24 protein-coding genes are annotated in these 23,899 nt (G+C 61.3%); 17 read left to right on the top strand and 7 right to left on the bottom strand.

Going from position 1 to position 23,899, the window contains the following annotated elements; translation table 11 throughout:
• Nucleotides 1–16 precede the first annotated feature (16 nt).
• From ACZ5SR_RS06085 to ACZ5SR_RS06095, 3 genes are read right to left on the bottom strand one after another with little or no spacing between them, the layout of a single operon-like run.
• Nucleotides 17–1,267 (bottom strand): thiolase family protein, encoded by a 1,251-nt coding sequence (locus tag ACZ5SR_RS06085; RefSeq protein WP_464450668.1) that lies wholly within the window; start codon nt 1,265–1,267, stop codon nt 17–19.
• Nucleotides 1,268–1,286: 19 nt separating this feature from the next.
• Nucleotides 1,287–3,140 carry a feruloyl-CoA synthase gene (locus ACZ5SR_RS06090; protein ID WP_464450669.1) on the bottom strand — a complete coding sequence of 618 codons (1,854 nt, stop codon included), beginning with the start codon at nt 3,138–3,140 and terminating at the stop codon, nt 1,287–1,289.
• 33 nt (nt 3,141–3,173) lie between these two features.
• A complete protein-coding gene (locus ACZ5SR_RS06095; RefSeq protein WP_464450670.1) occupies nt 3,174–3,980 on the bottom strand; it encodes a crotonase/enoyl-CoA hydratase family protein in 807 nt (268 codons plus the stop codon).
• A gap of 198 nt (nt 3,981–4,178) precedes the next feature.
• On the opposite strand from ACZ5SR_RS06095, the gene ACZ5SR_RS06100 reads away from it, so the two are divergent.
• Nucleotides 4,179–5,051 (top strand): amidohydrolase family protein, encoded by an 873-nt coding sequence (locus tag ACZ5SR_RS06100; protein WP_464450671.1) that lies wholly within the window; start codon nt 4,179–4,181, stop codon nt 5,049–5,051.
• Nucleotides 5,052–5,131: 80 nt separating this feature from the next.
• Here the strand turns inward: ACZ5SR_RS06100 and ACZ5SR_RS06105 are convergent, their stop codons facing one another.
• The 3 genes from ACZ5SR_RS06105 to ACZ5SR_RS06115 are packed head-to-tail and all read right to left on the bottom strand — an operon-like array spanning nt 5,132 to nt 7,210.
• Entirely contained in the window at nt 5,132–6,484 is a 1,353-nt protein-coding gene (locus ACZ5SR_RS06105; protein WP_464450672.1) for an MATE family efflux transporter, read from the bottom strand.
• A gap of 38 nt (nt 6,485–6,522) precedes the next feature.
• Complete coding sequence (locus tag ACZ5SR_RS06110; protein WP_464450673.1) at nt 6,523–6,864, bottom strand: ATPase with chaperone activity; 342 nt, start codon at nt 6,862–6,864, stop codon at nt 6,523–6,525.
• A gap of 7 nt (nt 6,865–6,871) precedes the next feature.
• The gene (locus ACZ5SR_RS06115) at nt 6,872–7,210 is read right to left on the bottom strand and encodes a zinc ribbon domain-containing protein YjdM (RefSeq protein WP_464450674.1); all 339 of its coding nucleotides are present in this window, start codon (nt 7,208–7,210) and stop codon (nt 6,872–6,874) included.
• Nucleotides 7,211–7,316: 106 nt separating this feature from the next.
• On the opposite strand from ACZ5SR_RS06115, the gene ACZ5SR_RS06120 reads away from it, so the two are divergent.
• On the top strand, nt 7,317–9,068 hold the full coding sequence (locus ACZ5SR_RS06120) for an ABC transporter transmembrane domain-containing protein (RefSeq protein ID WP_464450675.1): 1,752 nt from the start codon (nt 7,317–7,319) through the stop codon (nt 9,066–9,068).
• 85 nt (nt 9,069–9,153) lie between these two features.
• On the opposite strand, the gene ACZ5SR_RS06125 is transcribed toward ACZ5SR_RS06120, so the two are convergent.
• Nucleotides 9,154–9,342: a hypothetical protein gene (locus ACZ5SR_RS06125; RefSeq protein WP_464450676.1), complete on the bottom strand. Its 189-nt coding sequence runs from the start codon at nt 9,340–9,342 to the stop codon at nt 9,154–9,156.
• Nucleotides 9,343–9,458: 116 nt separating this feature from the next.
• Between ACZ5SR_RS06125 and ACZ5SR_RS06130 the strand changes: the two genes are divergently transcribed.
• The 15 genes from ACZ5SR_RS06130 (at nt 9,459) to ACZ5SR_RS06200 (ending at nt 23,787) form a co-directional block, all read left to right on the top strand.
• On the top strand, nt 9,459–10,373 hold the full coding sequence (locus ACZ5SR_RS06130) for a polyprenyl synthetase family protein (protein ID WP_464450677.1): 915 nt from the start codon (nt 9,459–9,461) through the stop codon (nt 10,371–10,373).
• A 32-nt stretch (nt 10,374–10,405) separates the two neighbouring features.
• Nucleotides 10,406–11,623 carry a methyltransferase gene (locus ACZ5SR_RS06135; RefSeq protein ID WP_464450678.1) on the top strand — a complete coding sequence of 406 codons (1,218 nt, stop codon included), beginning with the start codon at nt 10,406–10,408 and terminating at the stop codon, nt 11,621–11,623.
• A gap of 37 nt (nt 11,624–11,660) precedes the next feature.
• Nucleotides 11,661–12,614, top strand: a complete 954-nt coding sequence (bchC, locus tag ACZ5SR_RS06140) for a chlorophyll synthesis pathway protein BchC (protein WP_464450679.1) — start codon at nt 11,661–11,663, stop codon at nt 12,612–12,614.
• A complete protein-coding gene (locus ACZ5SR_RS06145) occupies nt 12,611–13,618 on the top strand; it encodes a chlorophyllide a reductase iron protein subunit X (RefSeq protein ID WP_464450680.1) in 1,008 nt (335 codons plus the stop codon). The genes bchC and ACZ5SR_RS06145 overlap by 4 nt, the downstream gene beginning before the upstream one ends.
• 32 nt (nt 13,619–13,650) lie before the next feature.
• Nucleotides 13,651–15,204 carry a chlorophyllide a reductase subunit Y gene (gene bchY, locus ACZ5SR_RS06150; RefSeq protein WP_464450681.1) on the top strand — a complete coding sequence of 518 codons (1,554 nt, stop codon included), beginning with the start codon at nt 13,651–13,653 and terminating at the stop codon, nt 15,202–15,204.
• Nucleotides 15,201–16,727, top strand: coding sequence for a chlorophyllide a reductase subunit Z (gene bchZ, locus ACZ5SR_RS06155; protein ID WP_464450682.1), 1,527 nt, complete (start codon nt 15,201–15,203; stop codon nt 16,725–16,727). Before bchY ends, bchZ begins: the two co-directional genes overlap by 4 nt.
• A 139-nt stretch (nt 16,728–16,866) precedes the next feature.
• The gene (gene pufB / locus ACZ5SR_RS06160; protein ID WP_019425952.1) at nt 16,867–17,010 is read left to right on the top strand and encodes a light-harvesting antenna LH1, beta subunit; all 144 of its coding nucleotides are present in this window, start codon (nt 16,867–16,869) and stop codon (nt 17,008–17,010) included.
• Between the two features lie 44 nt (nt 17,011–17,054).
• Nucleotides 17,055–17,279 carry a hypothetical protein gene (locus ACZ5SR_RS06165; RefSeq protein ID WP_090140171.1) on the top strand — a complete coding sequence of 75 codons (225 nt, stop codon included), beginning with the start codon at nt 17,055–17,057 and terminating at the stop codon, nt 17,277–17,279.
• A 10-nt stretch (nt 17,280–17,289) separates the two neighbouring features.
• Nucleotides 17,290–17,499, top strand: a complete 210-nt coding sequence (gene pufA, locus ACZ5SR_RS06170; RefSeq protein WP_053168888.1) for a light-harvesting antenna LH1, alpha subunit — start codon at nt 17,290–17,292, stop codon at nt 17,497–17,499.
• 83 nt (nt 17,500–17,582) lie between these two features.
• Complete coding sequence (gene pufL / locus ACZ5SR_RS06175) at nt 17,583–18,419, top strand: photosynthetic reaction center subunit L (protein WP_464450683.1); 837 nt, start codon at nt 17,583–17,585, stop codon at nt 18,417–18,419.
• 49 nt (nt 18,420–18,468) lie between these two features.
• Nucleotides 18,469–19,446, top strand: coding sequence for a photosynthetic reaction center subunit M (gene pufM, locus ACZ5SR_RS06180; RefSeq protein ID WP_464450684.1), 978 nt, complete (start codon nt 18,469–18,471; stop codon nt 19,444–19,446).
• Nucleotides 19,443–20,504, top strand: a complete 1,062-nt coding sequence (gene pufC, locus ACZ5SR_RS06185) for a photosynthetic reaction center cytochrome PufC (protein WP_464450685.1) — start codon at nt 19,443–19,445, stop codon at nt 20,502–20,504. The genes pufM and pufC overlap by 4 nt, the downstream gene beginning before the upstream one ends.
• Nucleotides 20,505–20,541: 37 nt before the next feature.
• Nucleotides 20,542–21,402 (top strand): hypothetical protein, encoded by an 861-nt coding sequence (locus tag ACZ5SR_RS06190; protein ID WP_464450686.1) that lies wholly within the window; start codon nt 20,542–20,544, stop codon nt 21,400–21,402.
• A complete protein-coding gene (crtD, locus tag ACZ5SR_RS06195) occupies nt 21,395–22,927 on the top strand; it encodes a 1-hydroxycarotenoid 3,4-desaturase CrtD (protein WP_464450687.1) in 1,533 nt (510 codons plus the stop codon). Before ACZ5SR_RS06190 ends, crtD begins: the two co-directional genes overlap by 8 nt.
• Entirely contained in the window at nt 22,924–23,787 is an 864-nt protein-coding gene (locus ACZ5SR_RS06200) for a carotenoid 1,2-hydratase (protein WP_464450688.1), read from the top strand. Before crtD ends, ACZ5SR_RS06200 begins: the two co-directional genes overlap by 4 nt.
• Nucleotides 23,788–23,899: the final 112 nt, after the last annotated feature.

Below are 23,899 nucleotides of genomic sequence, written 5' to 3' on the forward strand. Positions count from 1 at the left end.
GTTTTGTAGGAGCGGCTCAATGGCCTTCAGGGTTCTCGATCAGCAGCGCAATGCCCTGGCCACCACCCACGCACGCGCTGGAGATGCCATAGCGCAGCCCCGAGCGCTGGAGTTCACGCGCCAGTGTGATGGTCAGGCGCACGCCAGTGGCAGCCAAGGGGTGACCCAGCGCAATCGCGCCGCCGTTGACGTTGAGCTTGGACAAGTCCAAGCCCAGCTCGCGGCCCACGGCCAGTGTTTGTGCGCCTTGCGCTTCGTTGATCTCAAAGCGACCAATGTCGGACAACTTGAGGCCTGTGCGCTCGAGCAGCAAGCGAATGGCTGGCGCTGGGCCAATGCCCATGATTTCGGGCGGCACGCCCACGGCGGCTGACGCCACCACGCGGGCCAGCGGCTTTTTGTTGGTCGTTTTGGCATATGCGCCAGAAGTCACCACGCAGGCCGCTGCCGCATCGACCAGTGCCGAGCTGTTGCCACCGGTCTGCACGCCGCCTTCGTACACGGACTTGAGCTTGGCCAGCACTTCAGGCGGCGAGATGCGGGGGTGCGTGTCGGCAGACACTTCGGTCACCTTGCCTTGAAGCTTGATGCCACGAGCTTTGTAGCCGTCGAGTTCAAACTTCTCGGTGATCACGGGCACGATCTCGCCCGCGTGGAAACCCGCTGCTTGCGCGGCTACGGCCTTGGCAAACGAGTCAGACGCGAACTGGTCCACCTCTTCACGGGTGATGTTGTACTTTTTGGCCAAGTTCTCGGCGGTCTGGATCATGTTGATGCCGGCGGCCGGGTCTTTCAGGGCTTCCCACATGTAGTCCTTGAAGCCCACCGGCGCGCCCAATTTGAAGCCGGTGCGGTGGTCAAAGGCGGCAATCGGGTTGCGTGTCATGCTCTCGGTGCCGACCACCAGCGCGGCCTCGCAAACGCCCGCTTCGATCTGCTCGCCCGCTTGGCGGAACAGCTCAAAGCCGGTCCCGCAAATGCGCTGGGTCATGATGGCGGGAACGTCCTGAGGCACACCGGCATACAAGCCAATGTGGCGGGGCAAAAAGAACTGGTCAAAGTCTCCGGGCGCCATGTTGCCGGTGATCACCGAGCCGATTTCGGTGGGGGCAATGCCTGCGCGCTTCAAAGCTTCGCGGGCGGCTTTGATGCCGAGGTCCGTGGGCGAGATGTGGCCCAGTGCGCCGCAGTAATCGACCATGGGCGTGCGCACGCCTTCGTGCATCCACACATCGGCAAACGCGTTGAAAAATCCTTTGGAAGCCATCAATATTCTTTCTTTCGATTCAAACCTGGGGTTTGACGATGTAGTGCAGCGTGTCTGCGTGCAAAGCTGCCACGGTGTCTGCGCGGTGGGTGAGCACCGAGCGCTGGTTGATTGAGCCCTTGTCGGTGATCTCGCCTTTGTCGATCGTTGGCGGCTCGCTCAGCAGGCACAGGCGTGCAATGCGGTTGGCGCTGCCTGTGCCAGTTTTTGCCAGTTCGTTGACGATCTCCTGGAACTTGGCCAGTACCGGGGCAGAAGCGAGTACCTCGGACAGCGGTATATCGGCGGGGAGGCCGCTGAGGGCACGTACAGCGGGTGTTGGGAAGATCATCGCGCCGACTTCTTTCATATTGATGCCAGTCAGTACTGCATCCTGAATGTAGGGGGCACCGGCTGCAATGATCTTGCCGCGCAAGGGTCCCACACTCACAAACGTGCCCGTGGCCAGTTTGAAGTCTTCGGCAATGCGGCCGTCGAACTTCAGGCCCAAATGCACATCGGTTTCATCGATCCACTTGACCGCGTCGCCCGTCTTGAAAAAGCCTTCTTCGTCAAACGATCCTGCGGTTTCTTCCGGGTTGCGCCAGTAGCCAGGCGTGATGTTGGGGCCGCGGTAGCGCACCTCGGTTTTACCCTGCATGTCCACCAGCTTGAGTTCCAGACCGGGTGTAGGCACGCCCAAGTCACCGGCTTGCACAAAGGGGTTGGTCACGAAGATGCCAAACGGGCCGGATTCGGTCATACCCAAGCCCGTGCCCATGACGATGCGTTCGCCAACTTCGCGCTCTTGCGATTCGTACAGGCTGTCCCAAATCGGTTGGGCTAATGCGGCTCCGGCGTAGAAGAACATCTGCACACGCGACAACAAGGTCTTGCGCAGCAGATCGTCGGTTTTCATCGCGTGGGCGATCGCTTCAAAGCCGGTGGGCACGTTGAAGTACACCGTGGGCGCAATCTCGCGCAGGTTGCGCAAGGTCTCGCCAATAAGTGCAGGTGTGGGCTTGCCGTCGTCGATGTACAGCGTGCCGCCGTGGTAGATCGTCATGCCCACGTTGTGGTTGCCGCCGAAGGTATGGTTCCAGGGCAGCCAATCGACCAGCACCAGTTCTTTTTCGGCCAGCACGGGCATAGACTGGGCCATCTGCTGCTGGTTGGCGCACCACAGGCGCTGGGTGTTGATGACCGCCTTGGGCAGCTTGGTGGATCCGCTGGTGAACAAAAACTTGACGATGGTGTCGGGGCCGGTGGCGGCAATGGCGGCGTCCACCGCAGGCGTGGCGGTGGTGGCGCACAGGCTCTCGAAGGTTGTGACTTGGCGGCCCTCTACAGCGCCATCACACATCACCACTTCCATGTCCTCACTCACCGTGGCGGCAATGGCTTTGGCGTAGCGCGCATCGGTGGCGAACACCATGCCCGGCGTGACGGTTTTGAGCACATGCTTGAGCTTGTCGTAGTCGACGCTGACCAGCGAGTAGGGCGGCGAGGTGGGCACAAAAGGCACACCCGCAACCATGGCACCCAAGGCCAGCAGGGCGTGTTCCAGGCTGTTCTCGCTCAAGATGACCACGGGACGCTCGGCGTTCAGACCTCGGTTGATCAGGCCTTGCGCAATGCTGCGAGCAGTCTGCCAGGCTTGCGCGTAGGTGATGTGTTTCCAGTCGCCGGTGCTGCCATCGGCTTGCTTGACACGGCGCGCCATGAATGTGTGGTCTGGCTTGGTTTTCGCCCAGTGTTGCAGGCGGTCGGTCATGCGCTCGGCAAAGGGCTGCAGTTCCTGATCGGCTTTGAGGTAATGCGTGCCGGGCACGCCATCGCGCAGCGTGACGCGGGTCACGCCGAACTTCAGGGAGCGGAATTTAGGGGCGTTCATGCTTGTTTCCGTTGTTCTTCTTTGAATGCTGACTCAGCTCTTTTGAACCTTGGCCGCTTTGCCTTCCAGGAAGGCACGGACACGTGCCTTGGCTTCAGGAGCTGATTGGGCAATGGAGGCCATCAGCGCTTCGGTGAACAGGCCATGGTCCGCAGGTTGTTCGGCTATGCGGGGCAGGGCGTGCGTCAAGGCAAAGTTGGTCAGGGGTGCATTGGTCGCAATGCGGGCGGCAAGCTCAATCGCTTTGGTCAAAGCGGTGCCGGCGGGCACCAGGTATTGGGCAAAGCCCACGCGCTCGCCGTCTTGCGCGTTGTAGACACGGCCTGTCAGCATCATGTCGGTCATGCGGGCGGCGCCGATCAGTTTGGGCACGCGTACCGAACCGCCGCCACCCACAAAGATGCCGCGTGTGCCTTCGGGGAGCGCGTAAAAAGTGCTTTCGTCGGCCACACGGATGTGCGAGGCGCTGGCCAGTTCCAGACCGCCACCGACCACCGCGCCGTGCAGCGCCGCGACCACGGGCACACGACCTTGCTCAACCGCGTTCAGGGCCACATGCCAGCTGCGGGAGTGGTGGATGCCTTCACCGGCGTCGCGCTCCTTCAATTCCGATAGATCGAGGCCTGCGCAGAAGTGGTCGCCTTCGCCATGAATGACCGCCGCGCCCGCCTCGGGGGGCAAGTTTTGGAAGACATCGCGCAGCGCTTCGATCAGTCCGTCGTTCAGCGCATTGCGTTTGGCAGGGCGGCACAGGCGCACCACAGCCACAGCGCCTTGCATCTCCAGAGAAACACCATTTGCTGCGGCACGGTCAAGGATGGGATTGCTTTGCTGGGACATCGGATGAGACTCTCAAATGACTTGACCCAAAGGTCAAGAAGGTTATTATTGATAACGATATTGTGGGCAGGCATTTGCCCTTTTCTTCTTGGTAGTTACCCTAGTTCGTCCTACAAGAAGCGCCCAATGGCTGAAAGTGACTGTCCTTTGGAGCAGCATCGGCTATCGTCAACACACTGCACTGGAGAGACACACACCATGAAACACGAAGACTTGATTGCGATTGACATCCACACCCATGCCGAAGTGAGCTGCTGGAACCCTTTTGACAATTACGGCGAGGAATACGACCGCGCCGCTGACAAGTTCTTTGGCAGCAACCGCCGCCCGACCATCGACGAGACTGTGGCCTATTACCGCGAGCGCAAGATCGGCTTGGTCATGTTCACGGTGGACAGCGAATCACAACTGGGCCGCCGCCGGATCCCAAACGAAGAGATCGCCAAGGCCGCACGCGACAACAGCGACATGATGATTGCCTTCGCCAGCATCGATCCGCACAAAGGCAAGATGGGCGCACGCGAGGCCGAGCGTTTGATCAAGGAAGAAGGCATCAAGGGTTTCAAGTTTCACCCCACGGTGCAAGGCTTTTTGCCCTATGACCGCATGGCATGGCCGATTTACGAGGTGATCAACCACTACAAATTGCCCGCCATCTTTCACACCGGACACAGTGGCATCGGCTCGGGCATGCGTTGCGGCGGAGGCCTGCGCTTGCAAAACAGCAATCCCATGCTGCTCGAAGATGTGGCGATCGACTGGCCCGATATCCAGATCGTCATGGCGCATCCCAGCTTTCCATGGCAGGACGAAGCGCTCAGCTTGGCCACGCACAAGCCCAATGTCTGGCTCGATCTGTCCGGTTGGAGTCCCAAGTACTTTCCTAAGCAATTGGTGCAATACGCCAACACCTTGCTCAAAGACCGCGTCCTGTTTGGCAGCGATTACCCACTGATCACGCCCGAGCGCTGGATGAAAGACTTTGAGGTTGCCGGCTTCAAGCCCGAGGTGATGCCGGGTATCTTGAAGGACAATGCGGTGCGTTTATTGGGGCTGGACAAAGCGGTCTGATCGTTGCCAGATAGGCTTTAGTCTTCACGTCCCATTGCGTCTAGGGCGTCGCTCTCAAAGGGTGGGTCGATGGGGCTGCGTCAGCGGCGACCCCAAGGAGTGACTTTGACGGCTGCTGCGGTGACCACCCCATAAAGCACCATGGCCACGGCCACCAGCCCATAAAAGTGTTCGGCTGTACCTTGGTGCTGGGTGAGCCAGTAACCCACCCCCGCCACCAGCACCAGGCGCACCGTCCCCGCCAGTACCGGTCCGATGACCTGCCCAGCGCCTTGGGAAGCAAAGTACAAGGTCAGACCCAAACCAAAAAATGGAAATGCTGGCCCAGCGGTCACCAGGTATTGCCTAGCAAAACCCAGCACCACCTCGTCTTGTGTGAACAGCCGCGCCCACAGGTCAGGGGCCAGCGTGACCACGCCACCAATCAAAGCCAAATTGAAAGCCGATACGCCACCGGCCACCCAGGCCACGCGCCGTGCTCGATCCACCTTGCCTGCGCCTACGGCCATGCCCACCATGGGCACCGAGGCCACACCAATGCCAAAAGCGATGGGGATGAGCAAAAACTCCAGGCGCTGACCGATGCCGTAACCGGCCAAGGCTTCGGTGCCCAGTTGGGCCAGTAAGCCGGTAAAAATCAAAATCGCCAGCACCGATTGCACGGGAGATAAGCAGGCCATCGCGCCCACTTTGAGGATGTCGGCGAACACGTACCTTTGCATCTCAAAAGCCTGCAGCTTGATCGTCAGTCGCCCTTGACCTGTGATCAGGTACCAGAGGAAATAAGCCACGCCGGCTGCCGTGGCGATGATGTGGCCCCAGGCTACCCCCACCATGCCCATGGCAGGCACAGGCCCTGCACCCAAGCACAGCACGCCGCCCAGAATGATTTGAAGGGCCGACGTGACAATCAACGCGATAGAGGGTGTGCGCATGTTGCCGGTGCCGCGCAGCACCGAGGCCAAGGTGTTGATGAGCCAAACCCACAAAGCCCCACTGAACAGCACTTGGGCATAGGCCACGGCTTCTTGCAAAACGGCCGCTCGCCCGCCCAAAAGTTGGTAAAGCCCTGGCCCCCAGACTAAAAAGATGGCGCTGTAAATCAACCCACAACCCACACCAATCAACAAGGCATGCTGCAACAAGGTTTGCGCACGCGGCAGATCGGAGGCGCCCAATGCGCGGCTGATAGCCGCTGACACCCCACCGCCCATGGCACCGGCGGACATCATTTGGGTGAGCATGGCAAACGGAAAGACCAGCGCCATGGCCGCCAGAGGGGCTGTGCCCAAGCGGCCCACGTAATAAGTTTCGGCAATCCCCACCAACACCGTCATGACCATCGCCAACACATTGGGTGCAGACAAGCGCAGCAGTGTGGGCAAGATGGGTGCAGTCAGCAGGCGCTGCAGATCGTTTGAGGGTGGGGTCATGGGTGCATCATGACTTTGGGCTAGGGCTTTGTCAGGACTTAGGCGACAGGCTTTCCGGGTGGCGGTGCTTGCAGCAGTTGGTCCATCGGCCAGTTGAGCAGTTCGGCCAAGCGGCACACCACCCAGCGCGCTTCGACAGGCGCCACCACGGATGGCTCGGTGAGCAGGCCTAACTCGCATTGTTGCAACACCAGCTCCTCGGTGATGCCCAGGGTGAACTGCATGTTGGCGGCTTTTTCGGTCAGCAAGTTGGCGAGGTCTTCGCACAGCTCGTAGCGCTCAGCCATCTCGCAGTGGCCCATGCTGGGCTTTATTTTGCCCGGCGGCACGTAAAGTGCTGTGAAACTTTCCGGCAAATACAGCTGGTTGTCGTCGCTCATCGCTGGATCAGGCTTTTTTGACGAATTCGGTTTTCAGCTGCATGGGTCCGAACCCCTCCACTTTGCAGTCGATGTCGTGGTCACCTTCGATCAATCGGATATTTTTGACCTTGGTGCCCACCTTGACCACGGCAGACGAGCCCTTGATCTTGAGATCCTTGACCAAGGTCACGCTGTCGCCGTCCTGCAGCACGTTGCCGTGGGCGTCTTTCCAGACTTTGGCCGTTTCAGCGGCAGCCATCTCGCTGGGGTTCCATTCATGGCCGCAACTGGGGCAGATCAACAGGTTGCCATCTTCGTAGCTGAACTCGTCATGGCATTGAGGGCAAGGGGGCAAGGTGCTCATGGGGAAATGTTTCTCTTCAAAAGCCGATTGTCGTCTCCAAAACAGCCGAAATGGATGCACTGCTTTTGACGTTATGCTTGATGTGACTGTTTTTTCCTTTGTTGACATGGCCACCACCCCCAAATCACTCACCGGTCTCGCTCCATTCTTAAAGCCTTATCGCGTGGCCATGGGCTTTGCTGCTGTGTTTTTGCTGCTGGCGGCAGGCACCACGCTGGCTTTTCCTTGGGTCTTGCGCCAGTTGATTGACCAAGGGCTGGCCAGTGGCGCCACGGCCGATCAGCTGTCGGGCAATTTTTTGCAGCTCTTTATTGTGGCAGCGGCTTTGGCGGTGTTCTCCGCGGGGCGCTATTACACGGTGAGTTGGCTGGGTGAGCGCATCACCGGCGACCTGCGCAACGCGGTTTATGGCCATGTGCTCAAGCAAAGCCCGGCATTTTTTGAAACCACGCAATCGGGCGAGGTGCTCTCTCGCCTGACCAACGACACCACCTTGGTGCAAACCGTGGTGGGTTCTTCCTTCTCGATGGGCTTGCGCAACCTGGTCATGGGTGCGGGAGCCTTGATCATGCTGGTCTGGACCAACCCGGTGCTGATGCTGCAGGTGGTGGCGGTTCTGGCGGCGGTGATTTTTCCGAGCGTCTACTTGGGCCGACGTGTGCGCCGCCTGTCGAGGGCCAACCAAGACCGGGTGGCCGATTCGAGCGCGATCGCTTCCGAAGTGCTCAACGCCATCAGCGTGGTGCAAAGCTACACCGCCGAGGGCCGCGAAACCCGCCGCTTCGTGGAATCAACAGCCCGTGCTCTGGGCACGGCTCTGGGCCGCATCCGCGCACGCGCGGTGCTGGTGGGCTTCATCATCATGGCGTCGAGCGCCGTCTTGCTCTGGGGCTTGTACATGGGCACACTGGCTGTGCGCGCGGGCACCAGCACAGCAGGCCAATTGGGCGAGACGGTCTTTTATGTCATCTTGCTGGCCAGCGCTTTTGCGGTGCTGGGCGAGGTCTATGGCGACTTGTTGCGCGCAGCGGGCGCGACCGAGCGCCTGATGGAGTTGCTGCACACCGAGTCGAATCTGAAGATCGCCCCCAAGCCGCAACAAGCGCCTTGGCCACACGGCGGCTCGTCTTTGCAGCTGGAATCGGTGCGCTTTCATTACCCCTCGCGCCCCGACACCTGGGCGCTGGATCAACTCAGTGGACAGATTCATCCGGGTCAGACAGTGGCCGTTGTCGGACCGAGCGGCGCGGGCAAAACCACCTTGTTCGATTTGCTGATGCGCTTTCACGACCCGCAGTCGGGCCGCATCGTGCTGGACGGTGTGCCGATCGACCAAATGGGCCTGCACGACTTGCGCAATCGCATGGCCATCGTGCCGCAGGAACCGGTGATTTTTTCGGGTACGGTGATCGAGAACATCCGCTACGGCCGTCCTGATGCCAGTCTGGAAGACGTGCATGCCGCTGCTGAAGCGGCTTACGCGCAAGAGTTCATCCGCGAGCTGCCTGAGGGGTTTGACACGTATTTGGGCGACCGAGGTGTGCGTTTGTCCGGTGGGCAGCGCCAACGCATCGCGATTGCGCGGGCCATTTTGAAGAACCCGCCACTCTTGCTGCTGGACGAAGCCACCAGCGCGCTCGATGCGCAAAGCGAGAAGATGGTGCAGGCGGCGCTGGATAAAGCCATGGTCGGTCGTACCACTTTGGTGATCGCTCACCGTCTGGCCACGGTGCAGCGCGCCGATGTGATCTGGGTGCTGGAGCGCGGGCGTCTGATGGAGCAGGGCACCCACGCCGAACTGCAAGCCAAAGGCGGGCTCTACGCCAGCCTGGCTGCGCTCCAGTTCAACGCCGGATAAGCGTCTTAAGACCGCTGCACGGTAGCCCACCCCGTGGTCGATGGGCATGTGCGCGCCCCAAAACCAACACGTCCAGGCCTGTGACTCACGACTTATTGTCGGTCTCGCCTGTCGCCAGATCGCCTAATTTCTCCTGATCCGTGGCCTCTTGCGCCGCTTTTTCTCTTGCTCGCTGCTGGCGGGTCAGTTCCTGCGCCTTGCGCACGTCGTGCATTTGCCAAAAGGCAAACACGAAGACCAAGCCAAAAATGCCCAGTTCCAACCAAATTCCCATGGCTTCACCTTCCAAGTGTTGGTGTGTCAATAAAGGTTGACAGTATTGATTATCGGGTTATATTGACACTCATGCATGTCAGCTTGTGTTGACAAGTCTTCCCTGTCGGAGATCCCATGAGTCTGTTGATACGCACTGAACAAGCTTTGAGCTCCCATTTTGAGCAAGCCGCTGGCTTGGGCGCGCCTTCCCGGTTGGTGGCCGCCATGCGGCATGCGGTGTTTTCGGGGGGTGCCCGCATTCGCCCGCAGCTTTGCATGGCCGTGGCCACGGCTTGTGGTGACGATGCGCCCCAGCTCACCAACGCTGCTGCCGTGGCGCTGGAGTTGATGCATTGCGCCTCATTGGTGCACGACGACATGCCGGCCTTTGACAACGCCGACACCCGGCGCGGCCGCCCCACAGTGCACAAAGCCTTCAGCGAGCCGCTGGCGTTGCTGGCGGGGGACGGCTTGATCGTCATGGCCTACCGCGTCCTTCTGCAAGCGGGCGCGCAGCGTCCCGATCGATTGATCGCGCTGATGGACAACATGACCACGGGTGTGGGTCTGCCCCACGGCATCGTGGCAGGGCAAGCCTGGGAGTGCGAGACCAGCGCCGACCTCGGTCAATACCAACGCGCCAAAACCGGGGCTTTGTTTGTTTCGGCCACTTGTGCGGGCGCGCTCAGCTGCGGGTATGAGCCCGAGCCCTGGGCGCCTTTGGGGCAATATTTGGGTGAGGCCTACCAAGTGGCCGATGACATCCGCGACGTGATCGCCGATGCCGCAACTTTGGGCAAGCCTGCGGGGCAAGACGCCCTGCATGCCCGCCCCAGCTCGGCCCAGGCGCTGGGACTGGAGGGGGCCATTGCCCACTTTGACCACCTGATTGACCAAGCCGCTTCTTCGATTCCGCCTTGCTCATGCCGCGACATGTTGCGCCAGTTGGTGCAACTCGAAGCCGAGCGTTTGGTGCCCAAGGCCTTGTGCGACGGTTATTTCAAGTCCCATCCTGAGGTGGCCACGCGCCGCGTCAGTGCCTCGCATTGAGCGCTCAGACCGAAAAAAGCCAAGGAACCCCGATGTCCCAACCGCTGGATCTGGCCGCCCTGCAGGCCCCTTCTTCTTCTGCCACCTCCTTCAAGGATGCGTGGCAAGCCCGACTGGAGCGCTGGTACGCGCATCCCGGCCTGTACCGCTGGTCACTGGGCAACCCATTCACGCGTTGGCTCACGCAGCGTCGTACCCGCAAGTTGTTCGATTTGATGGCAGGCTTTGTGCACAGCCAAGTTCTGTTGGGTTGCGTGCGCTTGGACCTGTTTCGCGCTTTGCACCAAGCCCCGGCCGACTTGACCCAATTGGCACAGCGCACCGGCTTGGCGCCTGCGGTGTTGCAGCGCTTGCTGCTCTCTGCCGTGGCGCTGGGGTTGCTCGAGCACCGCAGCCAAGGCCGTTTTGGCTTGGGTCCCTTGGGTGTGCCCTTGGCGCAGCACGAGGGCATCGCCCAGATGATCGAGCACAACCACCTGCTCTACCAGGACATGCAGGACCCGGTGCAGTTTTTGAACAACGCCTGGAGCGGCGGCATGGCCGAGTACTGGCCCTATGCCCACGAAAAACCTGCTGTGGTCATGCCTGCACCAGAGGTGGACAAATTCACCCGCTACTCGCAACTCATGGCCGCCTCGCAAGGCTTTGTGGTCCAAGAGATCTTGTCTTCCTACTTTTTTGACGAACACCGTTGCGTGCTCGATGTGGGCGCGGGCAAGGGCCGCTTTGTGAGCGAATTGGCCGCGCATGCACCCCACCTGCAGTTCAAGATGTTCGATCTGCCCCCTGTTTTGTCGCTGGCGCGTGAGAGCCTGCAGGCCAAGGGTTTGACTGACCGTGTGAGTCTGCACCCCGGAAGCTTCCTGGATGACCCTTTGCCCGAGGGGGCCGACCTGATCACCCTGGTGCGCGTGGCGCACGATCACCCCGATGCGGTGGTGCGACAGATTTTGCAAAAAGCCCATGCCGCCTTGCCGGTGGGCGGGGCCATGCTCCTGGCCGAGCCCATGGCCCAGCCTGATGAGGAGGCCGGTCAGCCTGGTGCGTCGGTCGATGCGTACTTCCATTTTTACCTCTTGGCCATGGGTGCTGGGCGGCTTCGCACCCCGCAAGAGCTGCAAACCATGATGCAAGAGGCTGGTTTCACCCATGTGGAGCTGGTGCCCAACGCCATGCCGATCCACGCACGCATCCTCGTGGGGCGTAAGTCTCAGTGTTTACCCTTGGTTTCTCAGAATAGTGTCAATTAACTTTGACATATGATGATGTAAAGCAAAGAATACAAGCATGAAATCCCAAGCCGTAGTCTTCAACAGCCCCAAGCAATTGAGCTTGCAGGCCCTGGATTTGCCCGATTTGCAGGCGGGTCAGCTCGAAGTAGCCGTGGAATTCAGTGGCATCAGCACCGGCACCGAGCGCATGCTTTGGGACGGCAGCATGCCGCCCTTTCCAGGTATGGGCTATCCGCTGGTGCCCGGTTACGAAACGGTGGGCCGCGTGGTCCGTGCCGCCTCAGACACCGGCGTGCAGGCTGGTCAGCGCGTCTTTGTCCCCGGGGCCAACTGCTTTACCGGCGTCAAAAGCCTGTTTGGCGGTGCCGCTTCGCGCTTGGTAGTGACCGAGCAAAAAGTGGTGCCTGTGGCCGAACACCTGGGTGCGCAATCGGTGCTGCTGGCACTGGCCGCCACGGCTTACCACGCGGTGTCGGGAGGGGGGCAGCAAGACCCGTTTGCCCCACCTGAGCTCATCATTGGCCATGGCGTCATGGGCCGTTTGCTAGCGCGCCTGACGGTGGCCGCAGGACTGCCCGCACCCACTGTGTGGGAAACCCAAGCCGAGCGCTCTGCCGGGGCTGAGGGTTACACCGTCATCCAACCGCAAGACGACCCACGTCGCGACTACGGCACGATTTACGACGTGAGCGGCGATGGCAGCTTGCTCAACAGCCTGATCCAACGCCTGCGCCCCGGTGGCGAGCTGGTGTTGGCCGGTTTCTACAAACACGACCTGTCTTTCGCTTACGCCCCGGCCTTCATGCGCGAGGCGCGCCTGCGCATCGCCGCCGAGTGGAAGCGCCCCGACTTGTTGGCCGTCAACGAGCTGGTGCACACCGGCCGCTTGTCGCTCGACGGTTTGATCACCCACACCCAGCCATCGACGCATGCTGGTTCTGCCTACGAGACCGCCTTCGGAGATGCGAGCTGTCTCAAGATGATCCTTGATTGGAGTGCCTCCTCATGAACACAGATACCGCGACCACCCAGCCCATCAAATTTGTCGAAGTGTTGCGCCGCGAGGCCGACGTCGAACCCGACGCGGTCAGCACCAGCGAAGTGACCAAGGAGACGCAAATCATTGCCATCTACGGCAAAGGCGGCATTGGCAAAAGCTTCACGCTCGCCAACCTGTCTTACATGATGGCCCAGCAGGGCAAAAAAGTGCTGCTGATTGGCTGCGACCCCAAGAGCGACACCACCAGTTTGCTGTTTGGTGGCAAAGCTTGCCCCACCATCATCGAAACCTCATCCCGCCTCAAACTCTCCGGCCAGGCCGTGAGCATTGGCGATGTCTGCTTCAAGCGCGATGGCGTGTTCGCCATGGAACTCGGTGGCCCTGAAGTCGGTCGCGGCTGCGGCGGTCGCGGCATCATCCACGGCTTTGAAACCCTCGAAAAACTGGGCTTCCACGATTGGGGCTTTGACTACGTGTTGCTCGACTTTTTGGGCGACGTGGTGTGCGGCGGTTTTGGCCTGCCCATTGCCCGCGACATGTGCCAAAAAGTCATCGTCGTCGCCAGCAACGATTTGCAGTCGCTGTATGTCGCCAACAACGTGTGCAGCGCAGTCGAATACTTCCGCAAGCTGGGCGGCAACGTCGGTGTTGCGGGCATGGTCATCAACAAGGACGACGGCACGGGCGAAGCCCAGGCCTTTGCCACCAACGCCGGCATTCCTGTGCTGGCCGCGATCCCGGCCAACGAAGACATCCGCCGCAAGAGTGCCAGCTACGAAATCATCGGCCGGCCTGACGGCGAGTGGGGCCCGCTGTTTGCCGAACTGGCCAAGAACGTGGCCGAGGCTCCGCCTCAGCGCCCCAAGCCCCAAACACAAGACCAATTGCTGGGTCTGTTCAGCGCCGACGTGGTCGGTCGCAACGTGGTCCTCGAACCTGCCACCGTGTTCGACATGGTGGGCAAAAACGAAGACATCAAGCCTTCGCTGGAAGTCGTCTACGACGCTGCTTGATCGCAGCCACCGACACACCACAGGTAACAGCCATGACACGCACCATCCCGATTCACCCCAGCCCTCAAGCTGCGAACCCCGCAGGCCTGCAAGGCGATGGCCTGGGTTGTCACGCCGGCACCGATGCCATGGTGGCCGCCGCCAAAGAGGCGGGCAAATCCGAAGTGCTCGACCAATACGCCCGCGACTACCCGCGCCAGCCCGATGCCGGCCCGCACGACCAGCCGCAAAGCATGTGCCCAGCGTTTGGCTCGCTGCGCGTGGGTTTGCGCATGAAGCGCACCGCCACCATTTTGTCGGGCTCGGCCTGCTGCGTGTACGGACTCACGTTCACCTCGCATTTTTACGGTGCGCGCCGCAGCGTGGGTTATGTGCCATTCAACTCGGAGTCGCTGGTCACGGGCAAGTTGTTTGAAGACATCCGCGATGCGGTGCATGCCGAGGCCGATCCGGAGAAGGTCGACACCGTTGTCATCATCAACCTGTGTGTGCCCACCGCCAGCGGCGTGCCGCTGCAGCTCTTGCCGAAAGAGATCAATGGTGTGCGCATCATCGGCATCGACGTGCCTGGTTTTGGCGTGCCCACCCATGCCGAAGCCAAAGACGTACTGGCCGGGGCGATGCTCAAATACGCCCGCGAAGAAATCATGAGCGGCCCGGTGGCCGCACCCCGCGCAGGCCGGGGCGATAAACCGACGGTGGCGCTGCTGGGCGAGATGTTCCCGGCGGACCCGGTCATCATTGGCCAAATGCTGGCCCCCATGGGCTTGGCCGCAGGCCCAGTGGTACCCACCCGCGAATGGCGCGAGTTGTATGCCGCACTCGACTGCAGCGTGGCCGCCGCCATCCACCCGTTCTACACCGCCAGCGTGCGCGAGTTCAAAGCCGCTGGCCGCCCTGTGGTGGGTTCGGCCCCTGTGGGCCTTGAAGGCACACAAGACTGGTTGCAAAACATCGGCCAGGCCGCAGGCATCGCCCAGTCGCAGATCGATCTGGCGCGCAACCAGGCCCTCACGCAAATGCGTGGCCTGTTGATGCAAAAGCCGATTTCTGGCCGCATCACCTTGAGCGGCTACGAAGGCTCGGAACTGTTGGTAGGCCGCTTGCTGATCGAATGCGGTGCCGACCTGCGCTATGTGGGCTCGGCCTGTCCCGCCACCGAGTGGAACGCGCACGACATCGAATGGCTCAAGGCCAAAGGCGTGCAGGTGCAAATGCGCGCCTCGCTGGAGCAAGATCTCAACGCCATGTACGAATACCGGCCGCAGCTGGCCATCGGCACCACCCCAGTGGTGCAAATCGCCAAGCAAAACAGCGTGCCTTCGCTGTACTTCACCAACCTGATTTCGGCACGTCCCTTGATGGGTGTCGCTGGAGCAGGTTCGCTGGTGCAAGTGGTGCAAGCGGCCATGGGCAACCAGGCCCGCTTTGACGCCATGAAAGATTTCTTTGGCGATGTGGGTGCAGGTCACGCTGCAGGCGTGTGGGAGTCGGTGCCCAAAGACCGCCCCGAGTTCAAGGCCGAAACCCGCCGCCAGATTGAAAAGCTTTTGAAGAAGCGCAAAGCCGAGGAGATGGGCTCATGAACCAGGTGTCTCCCCCTCCCAGCACGGTGGCCAAGCCCAAGTCGCCACTCATCCTTGACCACGACCGCGCAGGCGGTTACTGGGGCGCGGTGTATGTGTTCACCGCCATCAAGGGTTTGCAAGTGGTGATCGACGGCCCGGTGGGTTGTGAAAACCTGCCCGTGACTTCGGTGTTGCATTACACCGATGCCTTGCCACCCCATGAGTTGCCGATTGTGGTGACGGGCCTGGCCGAAGAGCAATTGGGCCGCGAAGGCACCGAAGGCGCGATGAAACGCGCCCACGCCACGCTCGACCCCGAACTGCCTGCTGTGGTGGTGACCGGCTCGATTGCCGAGATGATCGGTGGCGGCGTTACACCCGAAGGCACCAACATCGCCCGCTTTTTGCCGCGCACCATCGACGAAGACCAGTGGCAATGCGCCAACCGCGCCATGTACTGGCTGTGGAGCGAATATGGCCTGCGCAAAGTGCCTGCGCGTAAACCCTTTGAAGAACGTCCTGTGGGCGAAAAGCCCCGTGTCAACATCATTGGCCCTTGCTACGGCACCTTCAACAGCCCGAGCGACCTGGCCGAAATTCGCCGTCTGGTCCAAGGCATCGGCGCAGACGTCAACATGGTCTTCCCGTTGACCAGCCACCTGGCCGATGTGTCGCGCTTGGTTGAGGCCGATGTGAACATCTGCATGTACCGAGAATTTGGCCGCATGCTGTGTGAGGCGCTGGAGCGTCCCTATTTGCAAGCGCCCATTGGTTTGCACAGCACCACCAACTTCCTGCGCAAGTTGGGTGAGTTGTTGCACCTGGACCCCGAGCCCTTCATCGAGCGTGAAAAGCACACCACCTTGAAGCCCATGTGGGACCTGTGGCGCTCGGTTACCCAAGACTTTTTTGCCACCGCCAGCTTTGCGGTGGTGGCGGGCGAGACCTATTCACGGGGCCTGAAAAACTTCCTCGAAAACGAAATGGGCTTGCCTTGCCGCTTCAGCGTGTCGCGCACCGCAGGCAACAAGACCGACAACGCCACCGTGCGTGAACTGGTCAAGACCCAGACGCCGCTGATCATGTTCGGCAGCTACAACGAGCGCATGTACCTGAGTGAAATCTCAGGCGGCAGCCCGATGCGCGCGGCTTTCATTCCCGCGTCCTTTCCCGGCGCGATCATCCGCCGCCACACCGGCACGCCCTTCATGGGCTACAGCGGTGCGAGCTACGTGATCCAGGAGGTGTGCAATGCGCTGTTTGATGCGCTGTTCCACATCTTGCCGTTGGGCACCGACATGGACAAAGTCGAAGCCACACAAGCGCGTGGCGTGGTTGCTCCGAATGCCAGCTGGCAAGACCAGGCCCAGCAGCGCCTGCGCGATGTGGTGCAAAGCCAGCCCGTGCTGGTGCAGATCTCCGCTGCCAAGCGATTGCGCGACCAAGCCGAACAACTCTCGCACGCCCAGGGCCACAGCGAGGTGACCGAAGCCCATGTGAACGCGGCCAGCCGCGAACTGGGCTTGGGGGTAGCGGCATGAGTCGCGCTCCAACCAATACACCAGCAGGTGCCGCCGCGTGCGGTGCCGCTGATCCGATGTCGTGGCCTTTGGCTGCGGATGCCCATCTGCGCGGGCTGTGCGCAACCCGGGTCGCAAGGCCTCTTTAAAAGGAGCAAACATGTCCACCAAGACATCAATTTCCGGACTCACCGATGAGGAAGCCCAGGAGTTCCACCATTACTGGATGCAAGGCACCGTAGGCTTTACAGCAGTTGCTGTTCTGGCCCACATCCTGGTCTGGGCGTGGCGTCCCTGGTTCTGATTCAGAGCCTGTTTTTTCATCCATAGATTGACGGAGTCACTGTCATGCCCAACACAACCCACCTCAACGAGGCCCATTCGCGTGCGGATGAGTCTCCCGCTTACTGGTCCATTTTCCTCATCGGATTCGGATGCCTGTTTGTGGTCGTCGTACTGGCCAAACTGGTCGGCGTTCACTGGCGCGATCTGCTGCCTGGTGCAGAAGATGCCAAGAGCATGAGTCAGGGGGTGAAAGCTGCGGTGTACACCTTCATGTCCCACATCATTTAGGAGATTCACCATGTGGAGAATTTGGCGACTTTACGACCCTTTGCGTGCCATGGTGCTGCAGGGTATTTTCTTGTTTGGCCTGGCCGCGATGATTCACCTCATCTTGCTCAGCACCAACAAATTCAACTGGCTCGACGGCGCGAAAAAGCCAGTCGCTGCATCGGCGCAAAACTCGCCGCTGCCGACTGCTGTGGCTTCGCTCGCCGCGCCCAAGTCCTGATCCAGGACTTGCCGTCCAGGTGCTGCCATTGAGCCCCGTTCAATGCAGCACCTGTTCATCCACTGAAGCAGGAGGACCCTACCATGGCCATGCTGAGTTTTGAAAAAAAGTACCGTGTTCGCGGTGGTACCCTGCTGGGTGGTGATTTGTTCGACTTTTGGGTCGGCCCGTTTTACGTCGGATTCTTCGGCGTCACAACCCTTTTCTTTTCGTTCCTGGGCACGGCCCTGATCTTGTGGGGCGCCTCACAAGGACCGACCTGGAACATTTGGCAAATCAGCATCGCACCGCCTGATTTGTCGTATGGCTTGCGCTTTGCGCCCCTGATGGAAGGCGGCCTGTGGCAGCTCATCACGGTGTGTGCCATTGGCGCCTTTGGCTCGTGGATGATGCGCGAGGTCGAAATCTGCCGCAAACTGGGCATGGGCTTTCATGTGCCCGTGGCCTTCGGTGTCGCCATCTCGGCCTACGTCACGTTGGTGGTGGTGCGTCCTGTGCTCATGGGAGCTTGGGGCCACGGCTTTCCGTACGGCATCTACAGCCACCTGGACTGGGTCTCCAACGTGGGCTACCAGTACCTGCACTTTCATTACAACCCGGCGCACATGATCGCCGTGAGTTTCTTCTTTGCCAGCGTTTTTGCCTTGTCGCTGCACGGTGGCCTGGTCCTTTCATCCACCAACCCGCTGCCTGGACAAGTCGTCAAAACCCCAGAGCACGAGGACACCTTCTTCCGGGATTTCATCGGTTACTCGGTGGGCACCTTGGGCATCCACCGTGTGGGCCTGTTCCTGGCGCTGGCAGCTGTTTTGTTCAGTGCTCTGTGCATCGTGCTCAGTGGCCCCTTCTGGAGCCGTGGTTGGCCCGAGTGGTGGAGCTGGTGGCTGAACCTGCCGATCTGGTCCCAGTGGCCCGTTTGAGTCGGATGGCACAACCCGTCCGAATCTGAAGAATTGAGGAGTACCGCAAATGGCCGACTATCAAAACCTGTTCACCACGGTGCAAGCCGTGGGTCCAGTCCACCACGGGGTGGAGCTGGGTCACGGCAACAGCCCGCGCACTGGGCAGCCCCTGATCAATTACTGGATCGGCAAGCTGGGCAACGCCCAGCTGGGCCCGATCTATCTTGGCGGCTTGGGCCTGGCGTCTCTCGTGTTCGGGATGATCGCCTTCACCTTGATCGGCATGAACATGCTGGCCTCGGTCAACTACGACCCGATCCAGTTCGTGCGCCAGTTGTTCTGGCTCTCACTGGAGCCACCACCGCCCAGTTACGGCCTGAGCATGCCGCCTCTCAATCAGGGCGGCTGGTTCCTGATCGTTGGCCTGTTCCTCACTGCATCCATCATGTTCTGGTGGGCGCGCACTTACCGCCGCGCCGTTGAGCTGGGCATGGGCCTCCACATCGCTTGGGCGTTTGCTGCGGCCATCTGGTTGTTCCTGGTGTTGGGTTTGTTCCGCCCCATCTTGATGGGTTCATGGGGTGAGGCTGTGCCCTACGGCATCTTCTCCCACCTGGACTGGACGGCAGCCTTCTCGCTGCGCTATGGCAACCTGTTCTACAACCCGTTCCACGCCCTGTCCATCGTGTTCCTCTATGGCTCAGCCCTGCTGTTTGCCATGCACGGCGCCACGATTTTGGCTGTGACACGTTACGGCGGTGAGCGCGAGATCGAGCAGATCACCGACCGGGGTACAGCTTCTGAGCGTGCCGCCTTGTTCTGGCGCTGGACCATGGGTTTCAACGCCACCATGGAATCGATTCACCGTTGGGCCTGGTGGTTTGCGGTCCTGTGCCCCATCACCGGCGGCATCGGCATCTTGCTCACCGGCACGGTGGTGGACAACTGGTACCTGTGGGCCATCAAACATGGCGTGGCGCCACCGTACCCCGAAATTTTTCCAGCGATGGTTGACCCCGCGCTGAGCACAGGAGTCAAGCCATGAGCACGAACACATTCAACACCCAGCAAGGGGCAGGTCGGTGGCTCAAGGGCTTGGGCCTGGCCTTGGTCGGCCTGGTGCTGGCCGGGTGCGAGCGGCCGATTCCCGAAACGGTGCAAAGCGGCTACCGGGGCACCGGCATGGCGCAGGTCTACAACGCCCGCCTGCTCGAAGTCAAAACCGAAAAGAACCAGCCACCTGTGGCCATTCCATCGGCGGGCTCTGATGGCCCCAAGGCCTCGCAGGTCTACAAAAACGTCAAGGTGCTGGGTGATTTGAGCGTGGGCGATTTCAACCGCCTGATGGTCTCCATGACCAGCTGGGTTGCGCCGGGCGAAGGCTGCGCCTATTGCCACGCCTTGCCCAACTTCGAATACGACAGCAAATACACCAAGGTGGTGGCGCGCCGCATGGTCGAGATGACGCAGCACATCAATGCCGACTGGCAGCCGCACGTTGCCCAGACTGGCGTGACCTGCTACACCTGCCACCGAGGCGAGCCCGTGCCCAGCGCCATCTGGTTCAAGTCCGACCCGCAGCCACAAGGCTCCAACTTCATCGGCGACAAAGCCGGACAGAATACACCTTCACCGGTGGTCAACCTGTCCTCCCTGCCCAACGACCCCTTCACCCCGTTTTTGCTGGACAAGCAAAACATCCGCGTGAATGGTCCTACGGCACTGCCGTCTGGCAACCGCCAGTCGATCAAGCAGGCCGAGTGGACTTATGGGTTGATGACGCACATGTCGACATCGCTGGGCGTGAACTGCACCTATTGCCACAACACGCAATCGTTCCAGAACTGGGAAAACAGCCCACCGCAGCGCGTGACGGCATGGCATGGCATCCGCATGGCGCGTGACTTGAACCTGACCTACATGGAGCCTTTGACCGAAGTCTTCCCGGCGCACCGCAAGGGCCCAACGGGTGACGTGGCCAAGCTCAACTGCGCGACTTGCCACCAAGGGGCATACAAGCCGCTGAACGGCGCGCCCATGGCCAAAGACTTCCCAGAGTTGCTCAAGCCCGCTTTGGCAGCTGCCAAAGTCGCGGCCAAGTAGTCTTCAAGCGCCTACGCCATCTACCTGACACCCCGTCATGGAAGCCATCACCCCACTCCATGACCCGCTGTCCGGCGTGGTGGTGGTGTTGCTGGCCGACTTTTTGCGCCAGCACCAAGGCTGGGGTTGGTTGCGTTTGGTGGCCGGCGCCACGCCCTACAAAGACGTGCCCGGCCTGACCACGGTCAAGGTCATGGGCAGCGGCCACGGCGGTGGCTTCAGCCTGCGACCCAGCGCCACGCACCAGGGCTTGATTTGCACTTTCAGTCACCTTGATTTGGCCCTGAAGTTTCTGGACAGCCCGGCCGTTCAGGCTTACCGCAGCCGCGCCCGCGAATGCTGGACGGGCGTGTTGTCCGTGCAATCGGCCCGTGGCCACTGGGACAAACAAGGCTGGCAAGCGAGCAGTGCGCAAGCGCTGGGCGTGTCGGGCGATCAGGCCTCGCAAGGACAGGGTTTGGACGGCATGCCGCACAGCGGACCCTTTGCCGTGCTGACCCGCGCCAGCATTGTGCCCACCAAGGCCATGGCTTTTTGGCGCTATGCCCCGGCTGCGCAGTCTGACTTGGGTCAAGCCCCCGGCTGCCTGCTGGCGATGGGCTTGGGCGAGGCACCTTTGGTGCGCCAATGCACCTTCAGCCTTTGGCAGGACACGGCCGCCATGCTGGCCTACGCCCACCAAGGCGCGCACCAAGTGGCCAGTGCCGCCGCCTACAAGCACCAGTTCTTTTCTGAGTCGATGTTTGTGCGCATGCAAGTGTTGCAAATGGCCGGGGTCTGGCAAGGTCGCAGCTTTGATGCGCCCACCTTGGCCGCGCACAGCTCGGCCCCAGCCGATGCACCGCTGGCCGGCAACCGCCTGGCCGGTGTGCCCAGTCTGGAGGCCAGCCATGTCTGAGCACCGCGTTGTCATCGTGGGTGCGGGCATGGGCGGTTTGTGCAGCGCCATCGCGCTGGCGCACCAAGGGCTGGATGTCACCGTGGTCGAAGCAGCGGGCGCGCCCGGTGGCAAGGTGCACAGCCGCGAGGTGAACGGCGCACACATTGACAGCGGCCCCACCGTGTTCACCATGCGTTGGGTGTTCGATGCTTTGCTGCGCAGCGTGGGCACCAGTGTCGAGGCGGAGATGCGCATCACGCCGCTGCCCGTTTTGGCGCGGCACTTTTGGCCCGACGGCAGCCAGCTCGATTTGTCGGCCAACGCGCAAGAGAGCGAAGCGGCCATTGCCGCTTGGTCCAGCGGAGAAGAAGCTCGGCGTTTCAGGGATTTTTGCAAGACCACACGCCAGCTTTACGCCACGCTCGAAGGCCCCATGATCCGCGTCCAACGCCCCAGCATGGGCGGCTTCATGGGCGACTTGGGGTTCAAAGGTCTGGGCGTGTTGGCCCAACTTGGCCCGATGCGCAGCCTGTGGCAGCAGCTGGGCCACCAATTTTCTGACCCGCGTTTGCGCCAGTTGTTTGCGCGTTACGCCACCTATTGCGGCTCATCGCCTTGGCAATCGCCCGCCACGCTCATGCTGATCGCTCAGGTCGAAATGGACGGGGTCTGGTCGGTCGAAGGCGGCATGGTCGGCATGGCCCAAGCCCTGGCCCGTGTGGCCCGCCGCCGTGGCGCGGTGTTCCGCTACCACAGCACCTGTGCGCGCATCGAGCAGCGTCAGGGCCGGGTGTGCGGTGTGCATTTGCAGTCGGGTGAATTTTTGCCAGCCGACCGCGTGATTTTTAATGGCGACGCCTCTGCATTGCGCCAAGGCTTGCTGGGCGACGATGTACGCCGCGCGGTACCGCAAGCCGCGCCACCGCGCTCTTTGTCGGCCTTGACTTGGTCCATGCACACCCCTGCTGAGGGCGTGGCGCTGGACCGGCACAACGTGTTTTTCCAAAGCAGCTATGCCAGCGAGTTCGAAGACATCTTCGAGCGCCAGCGCCTGCCCGAAAGCCCGACGGTCTACGTCTGCGCGCAAGACCGGCCCGCCACGCTGGCACCCGGCCAGGCCGAGCGTATTTTTTGTTTGGTCAACGCCCCCGCCTGCGGTGATGCCAACGCCATCACCGAGGAGGCTTTAGAACAATGCCAAACGCAAACCTTTCGGCACCTGCGTCAGCTGGGCCTGCACCTGCGCCCCACGGAGAGCAACAGCCTGCGAACGACGCCGCAGGATTTTCATCGGCGCTTTCCGGCCAGCGGGGGGGCGCTGTACGGGCAGGCAACGCACGGCTGGACCAGCATCTTCAGCCGACCTGGCTCCACAACACCCCTGCAGGGCCTGTATCTGGCGGGGGGCAGCGTGCACCCGGGGCCGGGCGTGCCGATGGCGGCCTTGTCCGGGCAGCGGGCGGCCGAGGCGCTGATGGCGAGCCTCGCTTCGACCAGCACGTTCCAGACGGGGGCTACCTTTGGTGGTATGTCGACGCCATGAGTGACGACGGCCAACACGGCATCACCCTCATTGCTTTTGTGGGCAGTGTGTTTTCGCCTTATTACGCTTGGGCGCGTGGGCGTGGCCGTGCCAACCCCGACAACCACTGCGCCCTGAATGTGGCGATTTACAGCAAAGGTCAGGGCCGCTGGGCCATGACCGAACGTGGCCAGCGCCACTGCGCTCGCAGCGCTCGCCAGTTCACCATTGGCCCAAGCCAGCTGAGCTGGGATGGCGACTGCTTGACCATCGACATCGACGAGGTGTGCATGCCCATCCCGCGCCCCGTGCGTGGCCGCATCAAGCTGTGGCCGCAGCAGTTGTTCGGTTATTCCACGCCCTTGGATGTGGCGGGCCAGCACCGTTGGGGACCATTGGCCCCAGCCTCGCGCATCGAAGTGGATCTGAGCGCTCCCGACTTGAAATGGCAAGGCCACGCCTATCTCGATTCGAACGAGGGCGACGAGCCGGTGGACCGGGGTTTTCACACCTGGGACTGGTCTCGCGCCCGCATGCGCGATGGCAGCACGGTGGTGTTTTATGACATGCAGGCGCCCGGCACCGAAGACCGTGTGCTGTCGCTGCGCTTTAGCCCCAAGGGCACGGTGGAGCCCATCGCCGCGCCGCCGGTACAGCGCCTGCCCAAGACCGGCTGGCGCATCGAGCGCCGCATGCGCAGCACGCAAGCCGTGCGTGTGCACGAACAACTTGAAGACACGCCTTTTTACCAGCGTGCCTTGCTGCAATTTGATTACGCAGGCCAGCCATTGCTCGCCTTTCATGAAACCCTGTCGGTGCCGCGTTTGGTGTCACCGGTGGTTCAAGTCATGCTGCCGTTTCGCATGCCAAGGCGGGCTTGAGATGATTCGCTTGACATCCCTCACAGCTGGGCCGCAGATGCCCCGTTGCGCCCGGTATCAGGCACCCCCATTCCTGGCCGTGGTGGCCAAGAATAGCCCTCGTGCGGGCCGT

It is taken from the genome of Limnohabitans sp. TEGF002, assembly GCF_055395845.1.